This window comes from Burkholderia reimsis, assembly GCF_003294055.1.
Taxonomy (GTDB): Bacteria; Pseudomonadota; Gammaproteobacteria; order Burkholderiales; family Burkholderiaceae; genus Burkholderia; species Burkholderia cepacia.
The window spans coordinates 235,846-254,552 of the sequence record NZ_QMFZ01000005.1 but is presented as its reverse complement, the minus strand read 5'-3'; the positions used below and the strand labels follow the sequence as shown (position 1 = coordinate 254,552).

14 protein-coding genes are annotated in these 18,707 nt (G+C 68.4%); 9 read left to right on the top strand and 5 right to left on the bottom strand.

The genetic code is table 11. The features are described 5' to 3' along the window. Positions 1-146: 146 nt before the first annotated feature. Entirely contained in the window at positions 147-995 is an 849-nt protein-coding gene (locus DPV79_RS09195; RefSeq protein ID WP_113045244.1) for a class I SAM-dependent methyltransferase, read from the top strand. A gap of 99 nt (positions 996-1,094) precedes the next feature. Here the strand turns inward: DPV79_RS09195 and DPV79_RS09190 are convergent, their stop codons facing one another. The 5 genes from DPV79_RS09190 to DPV79_RS09170 form a co-directional block, all read right to left on the bottom strand. Then, the gene (locus DPV79_RS09190) at positions 1,095-1,406 is read right to left on the bottom strand and encodes a hypothetical protein (RefSeq protein WP_113045243.1); all 312 of its coding nucleotides are present in this window, start codon (positions 1,404-1,406) and stop codon (positions 1,095-1,097) included. 58 nt (positions 1,407-1,464) lie between these two features. Next, entirely contained in the window at positions 1,465-3,486 is a 2,022-nt protein-coding gene (locus DPV79_RS09185; protein ID WP_113045242.1) for a BCCT family transporter, read from the bottom strand. Between the two features lie 319 nt (positions 3,487-3,805). Next, positions 3,806-4,993, bottom strand: a complete 1,188-nt coding sequence (locus DPV79_RS09180) for a porin (RefSeq protein WP_027791358.1) — start codon at positions 4,991-4,993, stop codon at positions 3,806-3,808. A gap of 107 nt (positions 4,994-5,100) precedes the next feature. Further along, positions 5,101-7,521, bottom strand: a complete 2,421-nt coding sequence (locus tag DPV79_RS09175; RefSeq protein WP_113045241.1) for a glycoside hydrolase family 31 protein — start codon at positions 7,519-7,521, stop codon at positions 5,101-5,103. A 27-nt stretch (positions 7,522-7,548) separates the two neighbouring features. Then, the gene (locus tag DPV79_RS09170) at positions 7,549-8,820 is read right to left on the bottom strand and encodes an MFS transporter (RefSeq protein WP_113045240.1); all 1,272 of its coding nucleotides are present in this window, start codon (positions 8,818-8,820) and stop codon (positions 7,549-7,551) included. A 472-nt stretch (positions 8,821-9,292) separates the two neighbouring features. Between DPV79_RS09170 and DPV79_RS09165 the strand changes: the two genes are divergently transcribed. The 8 genes from DPV79_RS09165 (at position 9,293) to DPV79_RS09130 (ending at position 18,687) form a co-directional block, all read left to right on the top strand. Further along, positions 9,293-10,237: a MurR/RpiR family transcriptional regulator gene (locus DPV79_RS09165; RefSeq protein ID WP_113045239.1), complete on the top strand. Its 945-nt coding sequence runs from the start codon at positions 9,293-9,295 to the stop codon at positions 10,235-10,237. Next, on the top strand, positions 10,234-11,235 hold the full coding sequence (locus DPV79_RS09160) for an isoaspartyl peptidase/L-asparaginase family protein (RefSeq protein ID WP_048021794.1): 1,002 nt from the start codon (positions 10,234-10,236) through the stop codon (positions 11,233-11,235). Before DPV79_RS09165 ends, DPV79_RS09160 begins: the two co-directional genes overlap by 4 nt. 29 nt (positions 11,236-11,264) lie before the next feature. Continuing rightward, the gene (locus DPV79_RS09155; RefSeq protein WP_113045238.1) at positions 11,265-13,190 is read left to right on the top strand and encodes a dipeptide ABC transporter ATP-binding protein; all 1,926 of its coding nucleotides are present in this window, start codon (positions 11,265-11,267) and stop codon (positions 13,188-13,190) included. 127 nt (positions 13,191-13,317) lie between these two features. Next, positions 13,318-14,880 (top strand): glutathione ABC transporter substrate-binding protein GsiB, encoded by a 1,563-nt coding sequence (gene gsiB, locus DPV79_RS09150; protein WP_048021797.1) that lies wholly within the window; start codon positions 13,318-13,320, stop codon positions 14,878-14,880. 79 nt (positions 14,881-14,959) lie between these two features. Then, a complete protein-coding gene (gene gsiC, locus DPV79_RS09145; protein WP_113045237.1) occupies positions 14,960-15,880 on the top strand; it encodes a glutathione ABC transporter permease GsiC in 921 nt (306 codons plus the stop codon). A gap of 7 nt (positions 15,881-15,887) precedes the next feature. After that, entirely contained in the window at positions 15,888-16,781 is an 894-nt protein-coding gene (gsiD, locus tag DPV79_RS09140; RefSeq protein WP_021156639.1) for a glutathione ABC transporter permease GsiD, read from the top strand. Next, positions 16,781-17,863: a DmpA family aminopeptidase gene (locus DPV79_RS09135; RefSeq protein WP_048021801.1), complete on the top strand. Its 1,083-nt coding sequence runs from the start codon at positions 16,781-16,783 to the stop codon at positions 17,861-17,863. Before gsiD ends, DPV79_RS09135 begins: the two co-directional genes overlap by 1 nt. Further along, positions 17,860-18,687, top strand: a complete 828-nt coding sequence (locus tag DPV79_RS09130; protein ID WP_059683222.1) for a M55 family metallopeptidase — start codon at positions 17,860-17,862, stop codon at positions 18,685-18,687. Before DPV79_RS09135 ends, DPV79_RS09130 begins: the two co-directional genes overlap by 4 nt. Positions 18,688-18,707 lie beyond the last annotated feature (20 nt).

The following is an 18,707-nucleotide window of genomic DNA, read 5'->3' as shown; positions in this document are numbered from 1 at the left end:
AAAACTACGGCGCGTAACGGGAACTCGCACGCCGGCAGGGCGTCGCCGTTGCGGCGGCAGGTCGCAGCCGGGAGGGGCTTGACTTCAAGCCGGCTTGAAGCAGCAGAGTGCGAGGCACGATCAATGAACCAGAAGGGGAATCGACGATGGAAACCAGACGGCCCAATGACGAACAATCCGCGCTTTGGAACGGCCCGTCGGGCCGCGCCTGGGTCGAGACACAGGCGCTGATCGACCGGATGTTCGAGCCTTTGGAGCGATTGCTCGTGGAGGCGGTTGCCACGTCGTCCGCGCGCAGCGTGCTCGATGTCGGCTGCGGCACGGGCGCGGTCACGGTTGCGATCGCGCGGCGGCTCGGCGCGCATGCGCAATGCACGGGCATCGATATCTCGGCCCGGATGATCGACGCTGCGCAGGCGCGTGCCGAACGCAGCGGCGTCCACGCCCGCTTCGTGCGTGCCGATGTGCAGACGCACGCGTTCGAGCCCGCGAGCGTCGACCTGATCGTGTCGCGCCTCGGCGTGATGTTCTTCAACGATCCGGTTCGCGCGTTCGCGAATCTGCGCCATGCGGCGCGGCCGGATGCGCGGATGCGGTTCGTCGCATGGCGCAGCGCGGCAGACAATCCGTTCATGACGATCGCCGAGCGGGCCGCGGCGCCGTTGCTGCCGAACCTGCCCGCACGGCGGCCCGGCGCGCCGGGGCAGTTCGGCTTCGGCGACCGGCAGCGGATCGCGTCGGTGCTGGCGGACAGCGGCTGGGCGGACGTGGCGATCGAGCCGGTCGAACTGGCATGCGCGCTACCCGCGACCGCGCTGGACGACTACATCACCCGGCTGGGCCCGGTCGGGCTGGCGTTGCTGGAAGTGGACGACGCAACGCGGCGGCGCGTGGTCGACACGATGCGTGCCGCATTCGAGCCTTACGTCGACGGCGCGGATGTGCGCTTCGACGCGGCTTGCTGGCTCGTGACGGCGCGTGCACCGTCCGCGTGACGCGCTGCGGCAAGGAAGCGGATCGGGGAAGGGGCGGCCGCTTCGTCCCGCGCGTCGTCGTTCGCGCGGGACGTGGCCGGGCCGCACGACATACGCGCGTCAGCGTCGCCGCGCGCGCAGCATCAGCCACGCGCAACCGCCGGCGACCAATGCGAGACCGAGCAGGACGGCCTCGACGCCGAGCGCGAACCCGGGCGGCATGTCCCCGGTGTCCGGCATTGGCGCCAGGTTGATACCCATCGCGACGGCGCCGCCGGCGAGCAGCGCCGCGCAGACGATCCAGTAGACCTTGCCGCGCGGCGCCGCGGCGCGGATCCGCCACAGCGCGATGCCGGCTCCGCCGAGATAGAGCACGGCGAGCGTGCCGAGCGCGATGACGTCGGAGGCGCGGCTTTGCAGGAGCCCGGTCATCGTGCGGCTCCGTCGGGTGTGGCAGGCCGCCGCGGCGCAGTAAAGACGGCGGGCAGGTTCATTCGGCCTCCGTCGCATGCCCCGGCGCGCGGCTCAGCAGATGCGTGCGCTTGTCGGCCGCGAGCGACACGTAGCGTTCGTACTGGCGCAACACGTCGGCAATCACTTCGTCGCCGCGCAGGTATTCGACGTCGTAGCCGAGCCGCCCGTCCTCGAAGAACGTGACGATCCCGTACACGTGGGCCCGAGCCGCTTCCGGCCCGGCCGTCTCGCGCACGAGGAACGCGGCCGCGGATTTCACCGTCACGCGCACGCCGTACACGAAATCGCGGTGGTCGGCGGTCGGCACGGTGAGGCGCACGGCGTCGTCGCTGTCGCGTTGCACGTGCGCATCGACGCCGCCCGCGCGCAACTCGTCGGCGACCTTGCGCAGCGCCGGCTCGACCGTTTCGGCGACGAACTGGCGTGCTTCGGCTTCGGTCGTCTGCCGCAGGATGTGCGTCAGGCGGTGGCGCCAGTGCTGGCCGGTCCAGAAGCTCGTCGCGGGCGCGACGTCCTGCGAATAGTGCACGCGGTCGGCCGCGAGTCCGCGCCACAGCCCGTAGCAGAGCGCGATCATGATGATCGCGACCGGCAGCGCGGCGATCAGCGTCATCGCCTGCAATGCGCCGAGCCCGCCGGCGACGAGCAGCACCGCGGCCGTCACGCCGAGCAGCAACGCCCAGAACAGCCGTTGCCAGACGGGCGAGCGCGCGTGGCCGCGCGTCGCGATCTGGTCGATCACGAACGCGCCCGAATCGGCGGACGTGACGAAGAACACCGCGATCAGCACGATCGCGGCGATCGACAGCAGTTGCGACAGCGGCAGGAAATCGAAGAAGCGGAACAGCAGCGCGTCGACATTGGTGGCCGTCTGCGCGAGCGCGCCGGCCGCGCCATGCGTATCGAGCCAGATCGCGCTGTTGCCGAACACGGTCATCCACACGAGGTTGAACGCGGTCGGCACGAGCAGCACGCCGATCACGAACTGGCGGATCGTGCGGCCGCGCGAGATGCGTGCGATGAACATGCCGACGAACGGCGACCACGATACCCACCATGCCCAGTAGAGGATCGTCCAGCCGCCGAACCAGCCTTCCTCGCGCGGCGACGCGTACGCGTACGTGCGGAACGACAGGTCGACGAGGCTCGACAGGTACTGGCCGATGTTGTCGCCGAGCGCGCGCAACAGGAACGCCGTCGGGCCCGTGACGGCGACGAACGCGAGCAGCAGGAACGCGAGCAGCAGGTTCAGTTCGGACAGCCGACGCACACCCTTGTCGAGGCCGCTCGCGGCCGACAGCCCCGCGAGGATCACGACGAGCGCGACGAGCCCGATGCGAAACGCATTGCTGCCCGTATCCCAGCCGGCGACCGTATGCAGGCCCGCGCTGATCTGCATGACTCCGTAGCCGAGCGTGGTTGCGATACCGGCGACCGTGCCGACCAGCGCGAACGCGTCGACCGTGTGGCCGATCCAGCCGTTGATACGCTCGCGCAGCACCGGATACAGCCCCGAGCGGAGCGTCAGCGGCAGGTTGTAGCGGAAGCCGAAGTACGCGAGCACGAGCCCCATCAGCCCGTAGATCGCCCACGCGTGGAAGCCCCAGTGGAAGAAGGTCATCAGCATCGCCTCGCGGGCGGCGGCGGGCGTGCCGGGGTCGACGGTCGGCGGCTTCAGGAAGTGCTGCATCGGCTCGCCGACGCCGAAGTACATGAGGCCGATGCCCATGCCGGCCGCGAACAGCATCGCCGTCCACGACACGAAGCTGAATTCGGGTTCGGCATCGTCGGGGCCGAGCCGGATGTTGCCGAAATCGCTCGCGGCGATCAGCACGAGAAACACGAGGAAGCCGGTGACGGCGAGCACGTAGAACCAGTCGAAGCGCGCGACGACCCATTGCTGGCCGGCGGAGAACAGCGCGCCGGCTTCGCTCGGGAGCAGCGCACACACGACGAGCAGTGCGCCGATGACTGCGAGCGCGGGCAGGACGACCTGCGGCTTGAATGTCGTGCGGGGCGAGGGGCGGGAATCTGGCATGGCTGGCATCCAGTTGTGGGCGCAACGAGGCGCGACGCCGCCCGGCGCGCGTGTCGCGCGTCGGACCCTGATACGGCGTGCGTCGAGTGTACCGCGGTGTCAGGACTGCAAGAAGGGGTATGCAGGATGGGTGAACCTGACGAATTGTAAGGTATCGAGGGGATCGAGAAAACCCGTGCAGTTTGCGCGGTGCGCGGACGGGGTGCTGAAAACGCCCCGCGGCGGCCGCGTATCGGATGCCCGGACAGCACGCGGGGCATCCGCGAAATACGTGTCGCCCGGGGCAGGGGCAGCGCGCCGAAGGCGCTGCCGCGATGGCTCAGAACGTGACGGCGATGCCGGCCATGCCGACGAACTGGCCGTGCGTCGTCGAAGGCGTGAGCTGCTGCGAATCGCCGACGATCGGCGCCGCATCGATCACGTGGCCGGCACCTTGCGCACCGAGCGTCCGGCCGCTCGAATGCGTGTACGCCTGCAGCGCATAGAGCGTCGTGCGCTTCGACAGGCTGTACGACTCCTTCAGCGAATACTGCTGGTAGCGGGCCGCGCTGTCGATGCCGTTCGCCTTCGACGCGAGCGTGTACGCGAACGCGCCGGCCACCGAGAATGCCGGCGTGAAACGGTATGCGGCGAGCGCGCCGTAGGTGTTGAACACGGCCGTGTCCGTGAACGCGGAGCCGTTGCCGGGCAGATACTTCACGTTCGAATAGTTGACGCCCATCGTCAGGTTGCCGAGCGTGTAGTTGCCGGCCGCCGCGACCTGCTCGACGGCCTTCGCGGTCAGGTAGCCCTGGTTCAGCACGGACACCGCGAAGCTGCCCGACGCGGCGGTCGCCGGATTCAGGAAGCCTGCCGACGAGCCCGAGCTGTTGATGCGCAGGTAGCCGGCCGCGACGCCGATCGGCCCGTTCGCATAACGCAGTGCGGCGCTGAACGTGTTGCCCTTGCCGGTCGCGCCGGCAATGCCGCCGAATGCGTACATCGCGCTCGCGGTCAGTCCGGCGAAGGTCGGCGACGTATAGGTAACCGAATTGTTCACGCGGATCGTCGTGTCGAGGCCGTCGATGTCGCCCGGGTGCGCGCCCGTCGCACCGGTCAGCCAGCTGCTCGATGCATACGGGCCGACGAACAGGAAGTAGGGCGTGTACTGGCGGCCGGCCGTCATCGTGCCGTAGCGATCGTTGCGCAGGCCGACGAAGGCCTGGCGATTGAATATCAGGCCGGCGGCGGATTGCGCGCCGTTGTTCAGGTTGAAGCCCGACTGCAGGTCGAAGATCGCATGCGTGCCGCCGCCCAGATCCTCGTCGCCGCGCAGCCCGAACTTCGACGCATACAGGTTGCCGTCGCGCATGTAGAGGTTCGAATGGCCCTGCTGGTTGTTCACGTACGCGAGCGAATCGTCGACGACGCCGTACAGCGTCACGCTGCTCTGCGCATGGGCAGCGGTCGCGCCGAGCGACGCGGTCGACAAAATCAGGATTGCATAGCGGTTGACGGGTGCTTTCATTGTCGATCTCCAGGTCTGTTCATCTTTTCAAGGTGGGCGGGAGGCTCGGTCGCCTCCTCTGCAGCGGGCGGCGGGCCGCATGAACGGCCCGCCCGATCGGGTTTGCTTCAGTGGTCGAAGGCGACGACGATGCGGCGCCATGTACCGCTTTGCGCATCCTGTTCGATGCGGGCGCCGCGCACAGCGACCGCGCCTTGCACCGACGCGGGCAGCAGGATCTCGACGCGGTCGGCCGGGCGTGCCGGTCGGCCGTCCCAGCGCACCGACACGCCGAGCACGCCCGACGCCTCGCGGCCGGTTTCGACGCGCCACAGCCCGTATTCGCCGTCGCGCCATGCTTCCGTCTCGCCGTCGTCCTCGATGCATTCGCCGTACGCGACGCCGTCCTCGATACGCGGCGCGACGACGAAGCCGCGTGTGTCGGCACGTGCGTCGAAATGCTGTTCCGCGACGTTCAGCGGCAGCACGCGGCCCTCGCGCAGCAGCATCACCGGCGTGTCGAGCGGGGCGGGCAGCGTCACGCTCGCGCCGCCGTCGAACGACCGCGCGCTCGCCCAGCACATCCAGCGCGCGCCCGACGGCAGATACACGGTGCGCTCCGTCAGGCCCGGATCGACGACCGGCGCGACGAGCAGCGCGTCGCCGAGCATCATGTCGTCGCATGCGTCGTAGCAGCGTGCGTCGCCGGGGAAATCGGCGAAGGTCGGCCGCAGCACGGGCTCGTAGCGCGTCGTCGACAGCCACAGCAGGTGATAGAGGTAGGGCAGCAGCCGGTAGCGCTGCTTGATCAGCGAGGCGACCTGCGCGGTGATCTCCGGGTACATCCACGGTTCGTTGACGGTGCCGTCGTCGTTCCACGAATGGATGCTGAAGCGCGGCATGAAGATGCCGAACTGCACCCAGCGCAGCAGCAGTTCGGGCGACGGCGCGGGCCCGGAGAAGCCGCCGATGTCGTGGCCGATGTTCGACACGCCCGACAGCGCAAGCCCGAGGCCCATCTTCAGGTTGTAGCGCAGCGTTTCCCACGACGTGTAGTTGTCGCCGGACCAGGTCTGCACATAACGCTGCATGCCGGCACCGCCGGAGCGCGACACGAGGAACGGGCGCTGCGCCGGTGCATGCGCGCGCTGCGCTTCGCGCGACGCGCGCATCATCAGCATCGTCTGCAGCACCTTCGCCTCGCGCGCGGGAAACGGCTGGCCGAAGCCGTGCGCGATCGCGTCGGGCGACCAGATCTCGTATTCGTTGTTGTCGTTCCAGGTCGACTCGATCCCGTATTCGAGCAGCGCCGACGTGACCTGCTCGCGCCACCAGCGGTACGCGTCCGGCTGCGTGAAGTCGAGATACGCGCCGACCTCGTCCCAGAACTGCACCCAGGCCGGCTCGCCGGACGCCGAGCGGATCAGCAGCCCGCGCGTTGCCGCGTCCTCGAAGGCGGGATGGTCGCGCAGCAGGCACGGCTTGATGTTCGCGCACAGGCGGATGCCGTGGTCGCGGTAATGCTGCACGAAGCCCTTCGCGTCGGGAAACTTGTCGCGGTTCCAGTTGAACACGTAGCGCTTCGCGCCGATCGACGTATAGCCCGACGACAGGTGGAACGAATCACACAGGATGTCGTGCGTGTCGCACTGTTCGACGAACTGGTTCATCTGCTGCTGCGCGTCCGGCGCATCGGTGTAGCTCATCGTCGAGCCCGAGTAGCCGAGCCCCCATTTCGGGGTGCGCGCGGGGCGCCCCGTGAGCCACGTGAAGCGCCGCGCGGCCGCGAGCGGCGTGTCGGGCGACGCGATGAAGTAGTAGTCGAGATCGCCATGCTCGGCGACGAAGTAGCGGTACGGGCCGTGATAGTTGTCGAGCTCGCGGCCCATGTCGAACGCGCAGTCCGACAGCGTGTCGTAGAACAGCCCGAACCCCTGGCACGCATCGGGCGACCACGTGATGTAGAACGGGATGTGCTTGTACAGCGGGTCGGTGTGCTTCGCGCTGTAGCCCATCGCGTCGATGTTGCGCATCTCGAAGCGCGCGCCGGTGCGGTCGAGCTCGCCCGCGCGTTCGCCGAGGCCGAATACCTTGTCGCCGCGCTCGCGGGCGACATAGTGATAGGCGCGGTCGTCCCACCAGCCGAAGTTGTACGCCTGCGTCGCGCGGTCGGCGAGTGCGACGCGCCACGCGCCGTCCGCGCCGCGCATCGACCACGTGCAGTGGCCGCCTTGCCGGCGCACGGCGAGCCGGATCTGCTCGGTTTCGATGTGCAGGCCGTCGTCGTCTTCGGCGAGCGAAAAGGCGGGCAGTGCGAAGCCATCGAGGTCGAGGCGATCGCGCCCTTCGAGCGGCACGTCGTCGAGGCCCGGTGCGATCGTCCACGTGCGCGGGTTGCGCGCCGTCGCGTCGGGCAGCACGCGCACGCGCACGATGTCGTCCTCGAGCACGAAGATCTCGAGGGTCGCGCCCGTATCGGACGCGAGCAGCACACGGTTCGCGTGCTGGCCGGCGACGCGGAACACGGGCGGATGAAGAAGCGAAGTCATGAGTGCGATTCCTGTTAAGGGCGAAGGTCAGGCGTGCCGTGCGAGCAGGCGTTCCTGCTTCGACTGCCCGCGGATCAGCACCGCGAGCAGCGTGACGCCGATGATGTCGAACAGGCCGAGGCACGCGAACAGCGGCGCATAGCCGATCTTGTCGGCGAGGGCGCCGACCAGCAGCGAGAAACCGAGCCCGCCGATCCACGCGGCCATCCCGGCGAAGCCGCTCGCGGTGCCGACTTCCTCGGAATCGAACACGTCGGCCGACAGCGTGTTGACGAGCGCGGAGATCATCTGGTGCGCGAAGCCGCCGACGCAGAACAGCGCGATGGCCGTGTACGGCGACGATACGAGCCCGATCATCGCGGGCCCGAGCATCAGCACCGCACCGAGCGCGACGCCGGCGACGCGCGACCACACGAGCGGCAGCCTGAACCGCTTCGCGAGATACGGCGACAGGTAACCGCCCGCGATGCCGCCGGCGTCGGCCGCGAGAAACGGCATCCACGCGAAGATCGCGATCTGCGTGAGCGGCATGTGGCGCTCGGTCGCGAGGTACAGCGGAATCCAGAAGCTGAAGGTCTGCCACGCAGGCTCGGCGAAGAAACGCGGCAGCGCGATGGCCCAGAAGCGCCGCGCGGTGACGACGTCGCGAATGCGGCGCTTCGACACGGGCGGCATCATCGCCTGGCCGTCGCGGATCAGCGCGCGCTCCTGCGGCGTGATGCGCGGATGGTCGGCGGGCGACCGGTATTGCGTGTACCAGAGCGCCGCCCACAGGAAACCGAGCGCGCCGGTGGCCATGAACGCGGCCTGCCAGCCGAACCGCATCGACAGGAACACGACGAGCGGCGGCGCGATCGCGGCGCCGAGCGACGTGCCCGCGTTGAAATAGCCGACCGCGACGGATTTTTCGCGATCGGGAAACCATTCCGCAACCGCCTTCATCCCCGACGGAATCGCGGCGGCTTCGAACAGGCCCAGGAGGCCGCGCAGGATGCCGAGCGACAGCCAGCCCGATGCGAAGCCGTGCGCGACGCCGACCACCGACCACAGCATCGCGAACAGCGCGAACCCGAGCCGCAGGCCGATCAGGTCGACGATGAAACCGCACACGGGCTGCATGATCGTGTAACCGATCTGGAACGCGCCGACGATGTACGAGTACTGCTGCGTGGAGATCGCGAACACCTGCTTGAGTTCGGGCGCGAGCACCGCGAGGGAATTCCGTGCGAGGTAGTTGAGGATCGTGCCGAGACATACGAGCACGATGATCCACCAGCGCAACGCCTTGACTGTCTTCACTGCTGTCTCCTGTCGGGCAGGGCCGGCGCGCGGCGCCGGGCCGATCCATGACGACCATCCGTTGGGGATGGCCTGTTTCGCTTTATTTGTACGATGTCCGATCTTGAGGGGCGCCAGCTTTCCCGGTTTGACGCGGAATGATGGCGTTCAAGCGAACACTTCGCCGTCATCGAAGTCCGAAGTTATCTGACGACTGATCATTTTCGAACATCCTATGTTCGAATTCGAATCCGGTCAACGCGAAATTGCATTCGAACGAACTTGCTCGGGGTTTTCCCGATGGGCGGGCGCAGGCGACGCACGCGCAGACCTGCGGCGATCACATGCCAAAGGCCCGTGCGGCGCGGCTGTGCGGGCGTCGGGCGATCGCGGGGCGCGGGAACGGGACGCGACAACGTTAATGAAAATTTATTTCTTTTCGCGACATGGATTGTGTAAATTCATTTCCATCATTCTTTCAACGACCCTTCGCATGACGCCTCTCGCTCCGCACGATGCCAGTCACGACGAACCCGCGATCGCCGAACGGATCGCGTCGGCGATGCCGTTGATGACGCCGATCCACCGGCGCATGGGCGAGTTCGTGCTCGCGAATCCGTTCCGCGCGGCGACGATGCGTATCGACGAACTCGCGCAGGCCGTGAATGCGTCGATCGCGACCGCGAACCGTTTCGCGAAGGCGCTCGGTTTCGACGGCTATCCGGCGATGCGCGCGGCGCTCGTGCGCGGCTTCGAGGCGACGCTCGGGCCGGTCGAGCGGCTGCGTTCCGCGCAGGAGCAGGAGTCCGGGGTACGCGGTGCCGCATGGATCGACGCGGTATTCGACCAGGCCGTCGCGAACATCGAGAACACGCGCGCGCAACTGGACGCGGCCGATGTCGAGGCCGCGGTCGAGGCGATCGTCGGCGCACGGCGCGTGCTGATCCTCGGCGCGGGGTCGAGCGCGTTCCTCACCGGGCTGATGGAGCACGGGCTGTCCGTCTGCCACGACAACGTGCAGTCGCTCGCGCTGCTCGGCGGCCCGTCGCACGCGGCCCGGCGGCTCTATACGGCCGACTCGCGCGATCTCGTGATCGCGCTCGCGTTTCCGCGCTACGTGAAGGACACGATCGAACTGGCCCGCCGCGCGGCGGCGCGCGGTGCACGCGTGCTCGGTATCTCCGACGGCCCGCAATCGCCGCTGGCGCCGATCGCGTCGCTGAACCTGTACGTCAAGGCCGAACGGCGCTTCGCGGCCACGTCGGAAGCAGCCGTGCTCACGATGATCGAGGCGCTGATCGACGCGGTCGCGCTGCGCACGCACCGGTCCGCGAAATCCGCCGCCGAGATGACCGAATTCCTGCTGCCGTGGCTCATGCAGCCGCAAGCGACGCAGCCGGCCGCCAACCCTACTTCCCACCGTCCGAAAAAAACATGACTTCACCCGCGATCGTTGCGATTCACGGCGGCGCAGGCACGATCCTGCGCGATGCGATGGATTCCGACACCGAACGTCAGTACCGTGCCGAGCTGACCGCGATCCTGACGGCCGCCCAGCAGGTGCTGGCCGACGGCGGCAGCGCGCTCGACGCCGTCACCGTCGCGGTGCGGATGCTCGAGGACTGTCCGTTGTTCAACGCCGGGCGCGGTGCCGTCTATACGGCCGAAGGCAAGCACGAACTCGACGCGGCGGTCATGGATGGCGCGACGCTCGGCGCGGGTGCGATCTGCTGCGCGACGCGCGTGCGCAATCCGGTGCTCGCCGCGCGGCGCGTGATGGAGGCGAGCGAACACGTGCTGTTCGCCGGCGCGGGGGCCGATGCGTTCGCGGCCGCACAGGGGCTCGAACTCGCGGAGCCCGGCTATTTCGACACCGAAGCGCGTCACGCGCAGTGGGTCAAGGCGCGCACGGCAGCCGGCGCGATGCTCGACCACGACGCGGCGACGTTCGCGTTCGGCAAATCACAGTCGCAGCCGCAGCCGGCCGAGCCGCTCGATCCGGACCGCAAGCACGGCACGGTCGGCGCGGTCGCGTGCGACCGGTACGGCCACATCGCGGCGGCGACGTCGACGGGCGGCATCACGAACAAGCAGCCGGGGCGTGTCGGCGATTCGCCGATCATCGGCGCCGGCTGCTATGCGGACGATGCGACCTGCGCGGTGTCGGCGACGGGCACCGGCGAGATGTTCATCCGGCTCGCGACCGCGCATGACGTTGCCGCGCAGATTGCGTATCGCGGCGCGTCGCTCGCCGATGCCGCGCACGACGTCGTGATGAACAAGCTGCCGCGCCTCGCGGGCCGCGGCGGGATCATCGCGGTCGACGCGCAGGGCAACGTCGCGATGCCGTTCAACACCGAAGGGATGTACCGCGGTTACGCGCGCGTCGGTGAAGCGCCGGTGGTCGGCATCTATCGCGACGACGACACCGCCTGATCCCGGCCAGCACGAAGAGGAGAGCCACGATGACTTCGAGCCGTAACCCGTCCGGCCTGGTGCTGCCCGAGCAGCGCGTGGTGGCCGTCGACGACCTGTCGGTCACGTTCCGCCGCGAAGGCGCGACGTTCGACGCGGTGCGCAACGTGTCGTTTCACGTCGATCGCGGCGAGACGCTCGCGATCGTCGGCGAATCGGGCTCGGGCAAGTCGGTCACGTCGCTCGCGCTGATGCGGCTCGTCGAGCACGGCGGCGGCGCGATCACGAACGGCCGGATCGCGTTCCGCCGGCGCGGCGGCGCGCTCGTCGATCTTGCGCAGGCAAGCGGTGCGACGATGCGCGGCATTCGCGGCGCGGACATCGCGATGATCTTCCAGGAGCCGATGACGTCGCTGAACCCGGTGTTTACCGTCGGCGACCAGATCAGCGAGGCGATCGCGCTGCATCAGTCGAAGAGTGCATCGGAAGCGCGCGCGGAGACGCTGCGGCTGCTCGAACTCGTGCGCATTCCGGAGGCGCGCCGCGTGTTCGCGCGCTATCCGCACCAGTTGTCGGGCGGGATGCGGCAGCGCGTGATGATCGCGATGGCGCTGTCGTGCCGGCCCGCGCTGCTGATCGCCGACGAGCCGACGACCGCGCTCGACGTGACGATCCAGGCGCAGATCCTGCAGCTGGTGCGCGGGCTGCAGGACGAAATGAACATGGGCGTGATCTTCATCACGCACGACATGGGCGTGGTGGCCGAAGTGGCCGATCGCGTGCTCGTGATGTATCGCGGCGAGAAGGTCGAGGAGGGCGAGTCGGATCGCATCTTCGCGGCGCCCGCGCATCGCTACACGCGTGCGTTGCTCGCGGCCGTGCCGAAGCTCGGCTCGATGCAGGGCACCGACGCGCCCGAGAAATTCCCGCTGCTGAAGGTGGAGGGCGCAAACACGGCAGCACCGGCGGCATCACCGGCGCCCGCATCGGCGCCCGCACCGGCGGCGAACGACGATGCGCAGCCGGGCTTCGATCGATCCGCGTCGCCGATCCTGCGCGTGCGCGATCTCGTGACGCGCTTCCCGGTGAAGAGCGGTGTGTTCGGCCGCGTATCGCAATACGTGCATGCGGTCGAGCGTGTGAGCTTCGAGTTGCGCGCGGGCGAGACACTCGCGCTGGTCGGCGAATCGGGCTGCGGCAAGTCGACCACCGGCCGCTCGCTGCTGCGCCTCGTCGAATCGCAGAGCGGCTCGATCGAGTTCGACGGCCGCGACATCAGCGCGCTGAAAGGCCCCGACCTGCAGGCGCTGCGCCGGAACATCCAGTTCATCTTCCAGGACCCGTTCGCATCGCTGAACCCGCGCCTGACCGTGGGTTTCTCGATCATGGAGCCGTTGCTCGTGCACGGTGTCGCGAGCGGCCGCGACGCGCAGGCGCGGGTCGACTGGCTGCTCGACAAGGTCGGCCTGCCGCCCGAGGCCGCGCGTCGTTATCCGCATGAATTCTCGGGCGGCCAGCGCCAGCGGATCGCGATCGCGCGTGCGCTCGCGCTGAACCCGAAGGTCGTGATCGCCGACGAATCGGTGTCGGCGCTCGACGTGTCGGTGCAGGCGCAGATCGTCAACCTGATGCTCGACCTGCAGCGCGAACTCGGCGTCGCGTACCTGTTCATCTCGCACGACATGGCCGTCGTGGAGCGCATCAGCCATCGTGTCGCGGTGATGTATCTCGGCCAGATCGTCGAGATCGGCCCGCGCCGCGCGGTGTTCGAGGCGCCGCAGCATCCGTACACGAAGAAACTGATGAGCGCGGTGCCGGTGGCCGATCCCGCGCGCCGGCACGCACCGCGCCAGCTCGCGGCGGACGAAATCCCGAGCCCGATCCGCGCGGCCGGCGACGAGCCGGTCGTCGCGCCGCTCGTCGCGGTCGGCCCCGATCACTACGTCGCGACGCACCGCGTCGGCGGCGCGTACTGAACACGCGCAGGTTGCCATGGACCGCAGCTGCGCACGAGCGAGGCAACGACGCATTTTCCCCGAGCGGGCGCCGTCCCGCCGCGACTCTCACCACGCGTTATCGAATCACCCACAGGAGCCCAGCAAGATGAACAAGCCGTATTCGTTCCCGATGTTCCGTCCACGCGCACTGCTCGCAGCGGGTGCCGGCGCGCTCGCGCTGTCGGCCGCGGTGCCCGCGTTCGCGCAGCAGACCGCGGTGATGGCGGTGGATTCGACGTTCACGACGATGGACCCGTACGACGCGAACGACACGGTGTCGCAGGCCGTCGTCAAGTCGTTCTACCAGGGGCTGTTCGGCTTCGACAAGGACATGAAGCTCGTCAACGTGCTGGCAACCGGCTACGACGCGAGCCCGGATGCGAAGACCTACACGATCAAGCTGCGCCAGGGCGTGAAGTTCCACGACGGCACCGATTTCAACGCGGCGGCCGTGAAGGCGAACTTCGACCGCGTGACCGATCCCGCGAACCACCTGAAGCGCTACAACATGTTCCGCGTGATCGAGAAGACCGAAGTGGTCGATCCGTACACGGTGAAGATCACGCTGCGCGAGCCGTTCTCCGCGCTGATCAACACGCTCGCGCACCCGTCGGCCGTGATGATCTCGCCGGCCGCGCTGAAGAAGTGGGGCCGCGACATCGCGCTGCATCCGGTCGGCACGGGGCCGTTCGAGTTCGTCGAATGGAAGCAGACCGACGACCTGAAGGTGAAGAAGTTCGCCGGCTACTGGAAGAAGGGCTACCCGAAGATCGACGCGATCGACTGGAAGCCGGTGGTCGACAACAACACGCGCGCGGCGCTGATCAAGACGGGCGAGGCCGATTTCGCGTTCCGCATTCCGTTCGAGCAGGCTGCCGACCTGAAGGGCAACCCGAAGGTCGACGTCGTGGAGCGGCCGTCGATCGTGCAGCGCTACGTGTCGCTGAACCTGCAGCAGAAGCCGTTCGACAACCCGAAGGTGCGCCAGGCGCTGAACTACGCGGTGAACAAGGAAGCGCTCGCGAAGGTCGCGTTCGCCGGCTTCGCGACGCCGTCCACCGGCGTGGTGCCGCAGGGCGTCGACTACGCGACGAAGCCGGGCCCGTGGCCCTACGACCCGGCGAAGGCGCGCGCGCTGCTGAAGGAGGCCGGTTACCCGAACGGCTTCGAGACGACGCTGTGGTCCGCCTATAACAACTCGACGTCGCAGAAGGCGATCCAGTTCGTGCAGCAGCAGCTCGCGCAGGTCGGCGTGAAGGTGCAGGTGCAGGCGCTGGAAGCCGGCGAGCGCGTCGCGAAGGTGGAGAGCGCGCCGGATCCGGCGAAGGCGCCGGTGCGGATGTACTACATCGGCTGGTCGTCGTCGACCGGCGAGGCGAACTGGGCGATCACGCCGCTGCTCGCCGGCGCGTCGGCGCCGCCGAAGCTCCTGAATACCGCGTACTACAAGAACGACACGGTCGACGGCGATCTCTCGAAGGCACTGGAGACGGTCGACCGCTCGAAGAAGGCCGAGCTCTACGCCGATGCGCAGAAGCAGATCTGGGCCGATGCGCCGTGGATCTTCCTCGTGCAGGAGAAGATCGTGTATGCGCGCAGCAAGCGGCTTCAGGGTGCGTACGTGATGCCTGACGGCTCGTTCAACTTCGACGAAATCTCGCTGAAATGACAGTGGTGATGACGGCGGTTCGTCCGCCACGCGGTGCCGGCGGCGCAAGCCGCCGGCACGCTGATTCGATCGGTGCCCCATGCTGAATTTTCTCGTCAAACGCCTGTTCGGCCTGCTGCCCACGCTCGCGATCGTCGCGGTGCTGGTGTTCCTGTTCGTCCACCTGCTGCCGGGCGATCCGGCGCGGCTCGCGGCCGGGCCCGAAGCCGACGACGCGACGGTCGCGCTGGTGCGCACCGATCTCGGCCTCGACCGGCCGCTGCCCGCGCAGTTCGTGAACTTCTTCGTGAAGATCGCGCACGGCGATTTCGGCCTGTCGACCCGCAGCAAGCGGCCGGTATCGACCGAGATCGGCGAACGCTTCATGCCGACGCTGATGCTGACGCTCGTCAGCATGGTGTGGGCGACGGCCTTCGGCATGGCGATCGGCATCGCGTCGGCGGTGTGGCGCAACCGCTGGCCGGACCGCCTCGGCATGACGCTCGCGGTGTCGGGCATCTCGTTTCCCGCGTTCGCGCTCGGCATGCTGCTGATGGAAATTTTCTCGGTGAAGCTCGGCTGGCTGCCCGTCGTGCCGGACGGTTCGTGGCGGAGCTACGTGCTGCCGTCGCTGACGCTCGGCGCCGCGGTCGCGGCCGTGATGGCGCGCTTCACGCGTGCGTCGTTCGTCGAGGTGCTGAACGAGGATTTCGTGCGCACCGCGCGCGCCAAAGGCGTGCATGAGCCGATGGTGGTGCTCAAGCACTGCCTGCGCAACGCGATGATCCCGGTCGTCACGATGATGGGGCTGCAGTTCGGCTTCCTGCTGGGCGGCTCGATCGTCGTCGAGGTCGTGTTCAACTGGCCGGGGCTCGGGCGCCTGCTCGTCGATGCCGTGACGATGCGCGACTACCCCGTGATCCAGGCGATCGTGTTGCTGTTTTCGCTCGAATTCATCCTGATCAACCTGACCGTCGACGTGCTGTACGCGGTCATCAACCCGACCATCCGGTTCAAGTGAGGCGCGCATGAACGCGACTGTCCAGACCGCGGCGCCGGCCGCACCCACCGCGATCCGCACGCCGTGGCGCGAATTCTGGCGCAAGTTCCGCAAGCAGACCGTCGCGCTCGTCGCGGGCGGCTTCGTGCTGGCGCTCGTCGTGCTGGCGTTCGTCGGCCCGCACGTCGTGCCGTTCGATCCGGAGAACTATTTCGACTACGACGCGCTGAACGCGGGGCCGTCGGCCGTGCACTGGTTCGGCGTCGATTCGCTCGGCCGCGACATCTTCAGCCGGATCATCACGGGCACGCGCATCTCGCTCGCGGCCGGTTTCTTCTCCGTCGCGCTCGGTGCGGTGATCGGCACGTTCTTCGGGCTGCTCGCCGGCTACTACGAAGGCTGGTGGGACCGCATCACGATGCGCGTGGCCGACGTGCTGTTCGCGTTCCCGGGCATCCTGCTCGCGATCGGCGTGGTCGCGATCCTCGGCAACGGGATGGTCAACGTGATCTGCGCGGTCGCGATCTTCAGCATCCCGGCGTTCGCGCGGCTCGTGCGCGGCAACACGCTGATGCTCAAGCACATGACCTATGTCGAGGCCGCTCGCAGCATCGGCGCGTCGGACTGGACGATCATCATGCGGCACATCCTGCCGGGCACCGTGTCGTCGGTCGTCGTCTACTTCACGATGCGGATCGGCACGTCGATCATCACCGCCGCGAGCCTGTCGTTCCTCGGGCTCGGTGCGCAGCCGCCGACGCCGGAGTGGGGCGCGATGCTCAACGAGGCGCGCGCGGACATGGTGACGGCGCCGCACATCGCGATCTTCCCGAGCCTCGCGATCTTCCTGACCGTGCTCGCGTTCAACCTGCTCGGCGACGGGCTGCGCGACGCGCTCGATCCGAAGCTGGAGCGCCGCTGATGCGCATCGCACCGATGTGGACGGCAGCGCTGCCGGCCGGGCCGCGCGGCACGATCGCCGACGTGCCGGGCGTGACGGTCGGCCATTGCACGCTCGATGCCGGCAACGTGCAGACGGGCGTGACCGTCGTGAAGCCGCATCCGGGCGACGTGTACCGCAGCAAGGTGCCGGCCGGGGCCGCCGTGATCAACGGCTTCGGCAAGAGCGTCGGGCTCGTGCAGGTCGACGAGCTCGGCACGCTCGAGACGCCGATCGCGCTGACCAATACGTTCGGCGTCGGCGCGCTCGCGCATGCGCAGATCCGCGCGGCGATCGCGGCGAATCCGCAGATCGGCCGCGACTGGCCGACCGTCAACCCGCTCGTGTTCGAGTGCAACGACGGTTATCTGAACGATATCCAGGCGTTCGCGGTCACGGCCGCGCATTACGACGACGCGTGCCGCGCGGCGTCGCGTGACGTCGCGCGCGGCGCGGTGGGGGCCGGGCGCGGGATGTCGTGCTTCGACCTGAAGGGCGGGATCGGTTCGGCGTCGCGCGTTGCGGTCGCGGCCGGCCGGCCCTATACGGTCGGCGCGCTCGTGCTCGCGAATTTCGGCCGGCTGCCGATGCTGACGCTCGGCGGCGTGCCGCTCGGGCGCATCGTCGCGCAACGGCGCGCGGCCGAGGCCGCGCACGCGGCACCACCCGAGCAGGGCTCGATCATCCTGTTGCTGGCCACCGATGCGCCGCTCGACGCGCGGCAACTGTCGCGGCTCGCGCGCCGTGCGGGCGCGGGTCTGGCCCGCACGGGTTCGGTGTACGGGCACGGCAGCGGCGACATCGCGCTCGCCTTCTCCACCGCCTACACGATCGCGCACGACGCGTCGACCATCGCGCTGCCGGCCCTCGTCGCCGATGCGGCGCTCGATCCGCTGTTCATGGCGGCCGCCGAAAGCGTCGAGCACGCCATCGCCGATGCGTTGCTGCAGGCCGTGACGGTGGCCGGGCGCGACGGTCACGTGCGGCAATCGCTGCGCGACGCGGTGCCCGATCTCGATCGCCTGTTCAACGAAGGCCACGAAGGACGTCTTATCCAGTCATGAAGATCCTGATTTCGACCGACATCGAAGGCGTCGCCGGCGTGTTCGCCACCGAGCAGACGCGTGCCGGCAATCCGGAATACGAACGCGCGCGGCGCTGGATGACCGCCGAGGCGAATGCGGCGATCGAAGGCGCGTTCATGGGCGGCGCGCAGGCCGTGTGGGTCAACGATTCGCACGGCGGTTTCCGCAACCTGCTGCCCGACGGGCTCGATGCGCGTGCGCGTGTCGTGCTCGGCAAGCCGCGCACGCTCGGGATGATGGCGGGCCTCGAACAGCAGCCCGACCTCGTGTTCATGATCGGCTATCACGCGAAATCGCAGACGCGCGGCATCCTCGCGCACACGATCAACAGCTTCGCGTTCACGCAGGTGTGGCTGAACGGCGTCGAGCTCGGCGAAGCCGGGCTGTACGGCGCGCTGGCCCGCGAGTACGGCGCGCACGTCGCGCTGGCCACCGGCGACGACGTGTTTGCGGAAGAAACGCAGCCGCTGTTTCCGGATGCGCATTTCGAGACGGTCAAGACGGCCGGCGGCGCTTCGAGCGGCGATACGCTCACGCCGTCCGCATCGTGTGCGCGGATCGCAGCCGCTGCGCGCGAGACGGTCGTACAGGCACTGTCGGCAGGCGTGCGCGGCGGTGCCCGTCGGCCCGCGCCGGCCGCCTGCACGTTGCGTGTGCAGACGGCGGCACTGGCCGACCTGTTCTGCGTGCTGCCGTCGCTGGAGCGCGTCGATGCGGTGACGCTGCGCTTCGACGGGCCTTCGGTCGAGCACGTGGTGCGCACGTTGAACAGCCTGTCTGCGATGTCGTTCATGCTGCGGTGATGCGTGCCGCGGCGATGTCG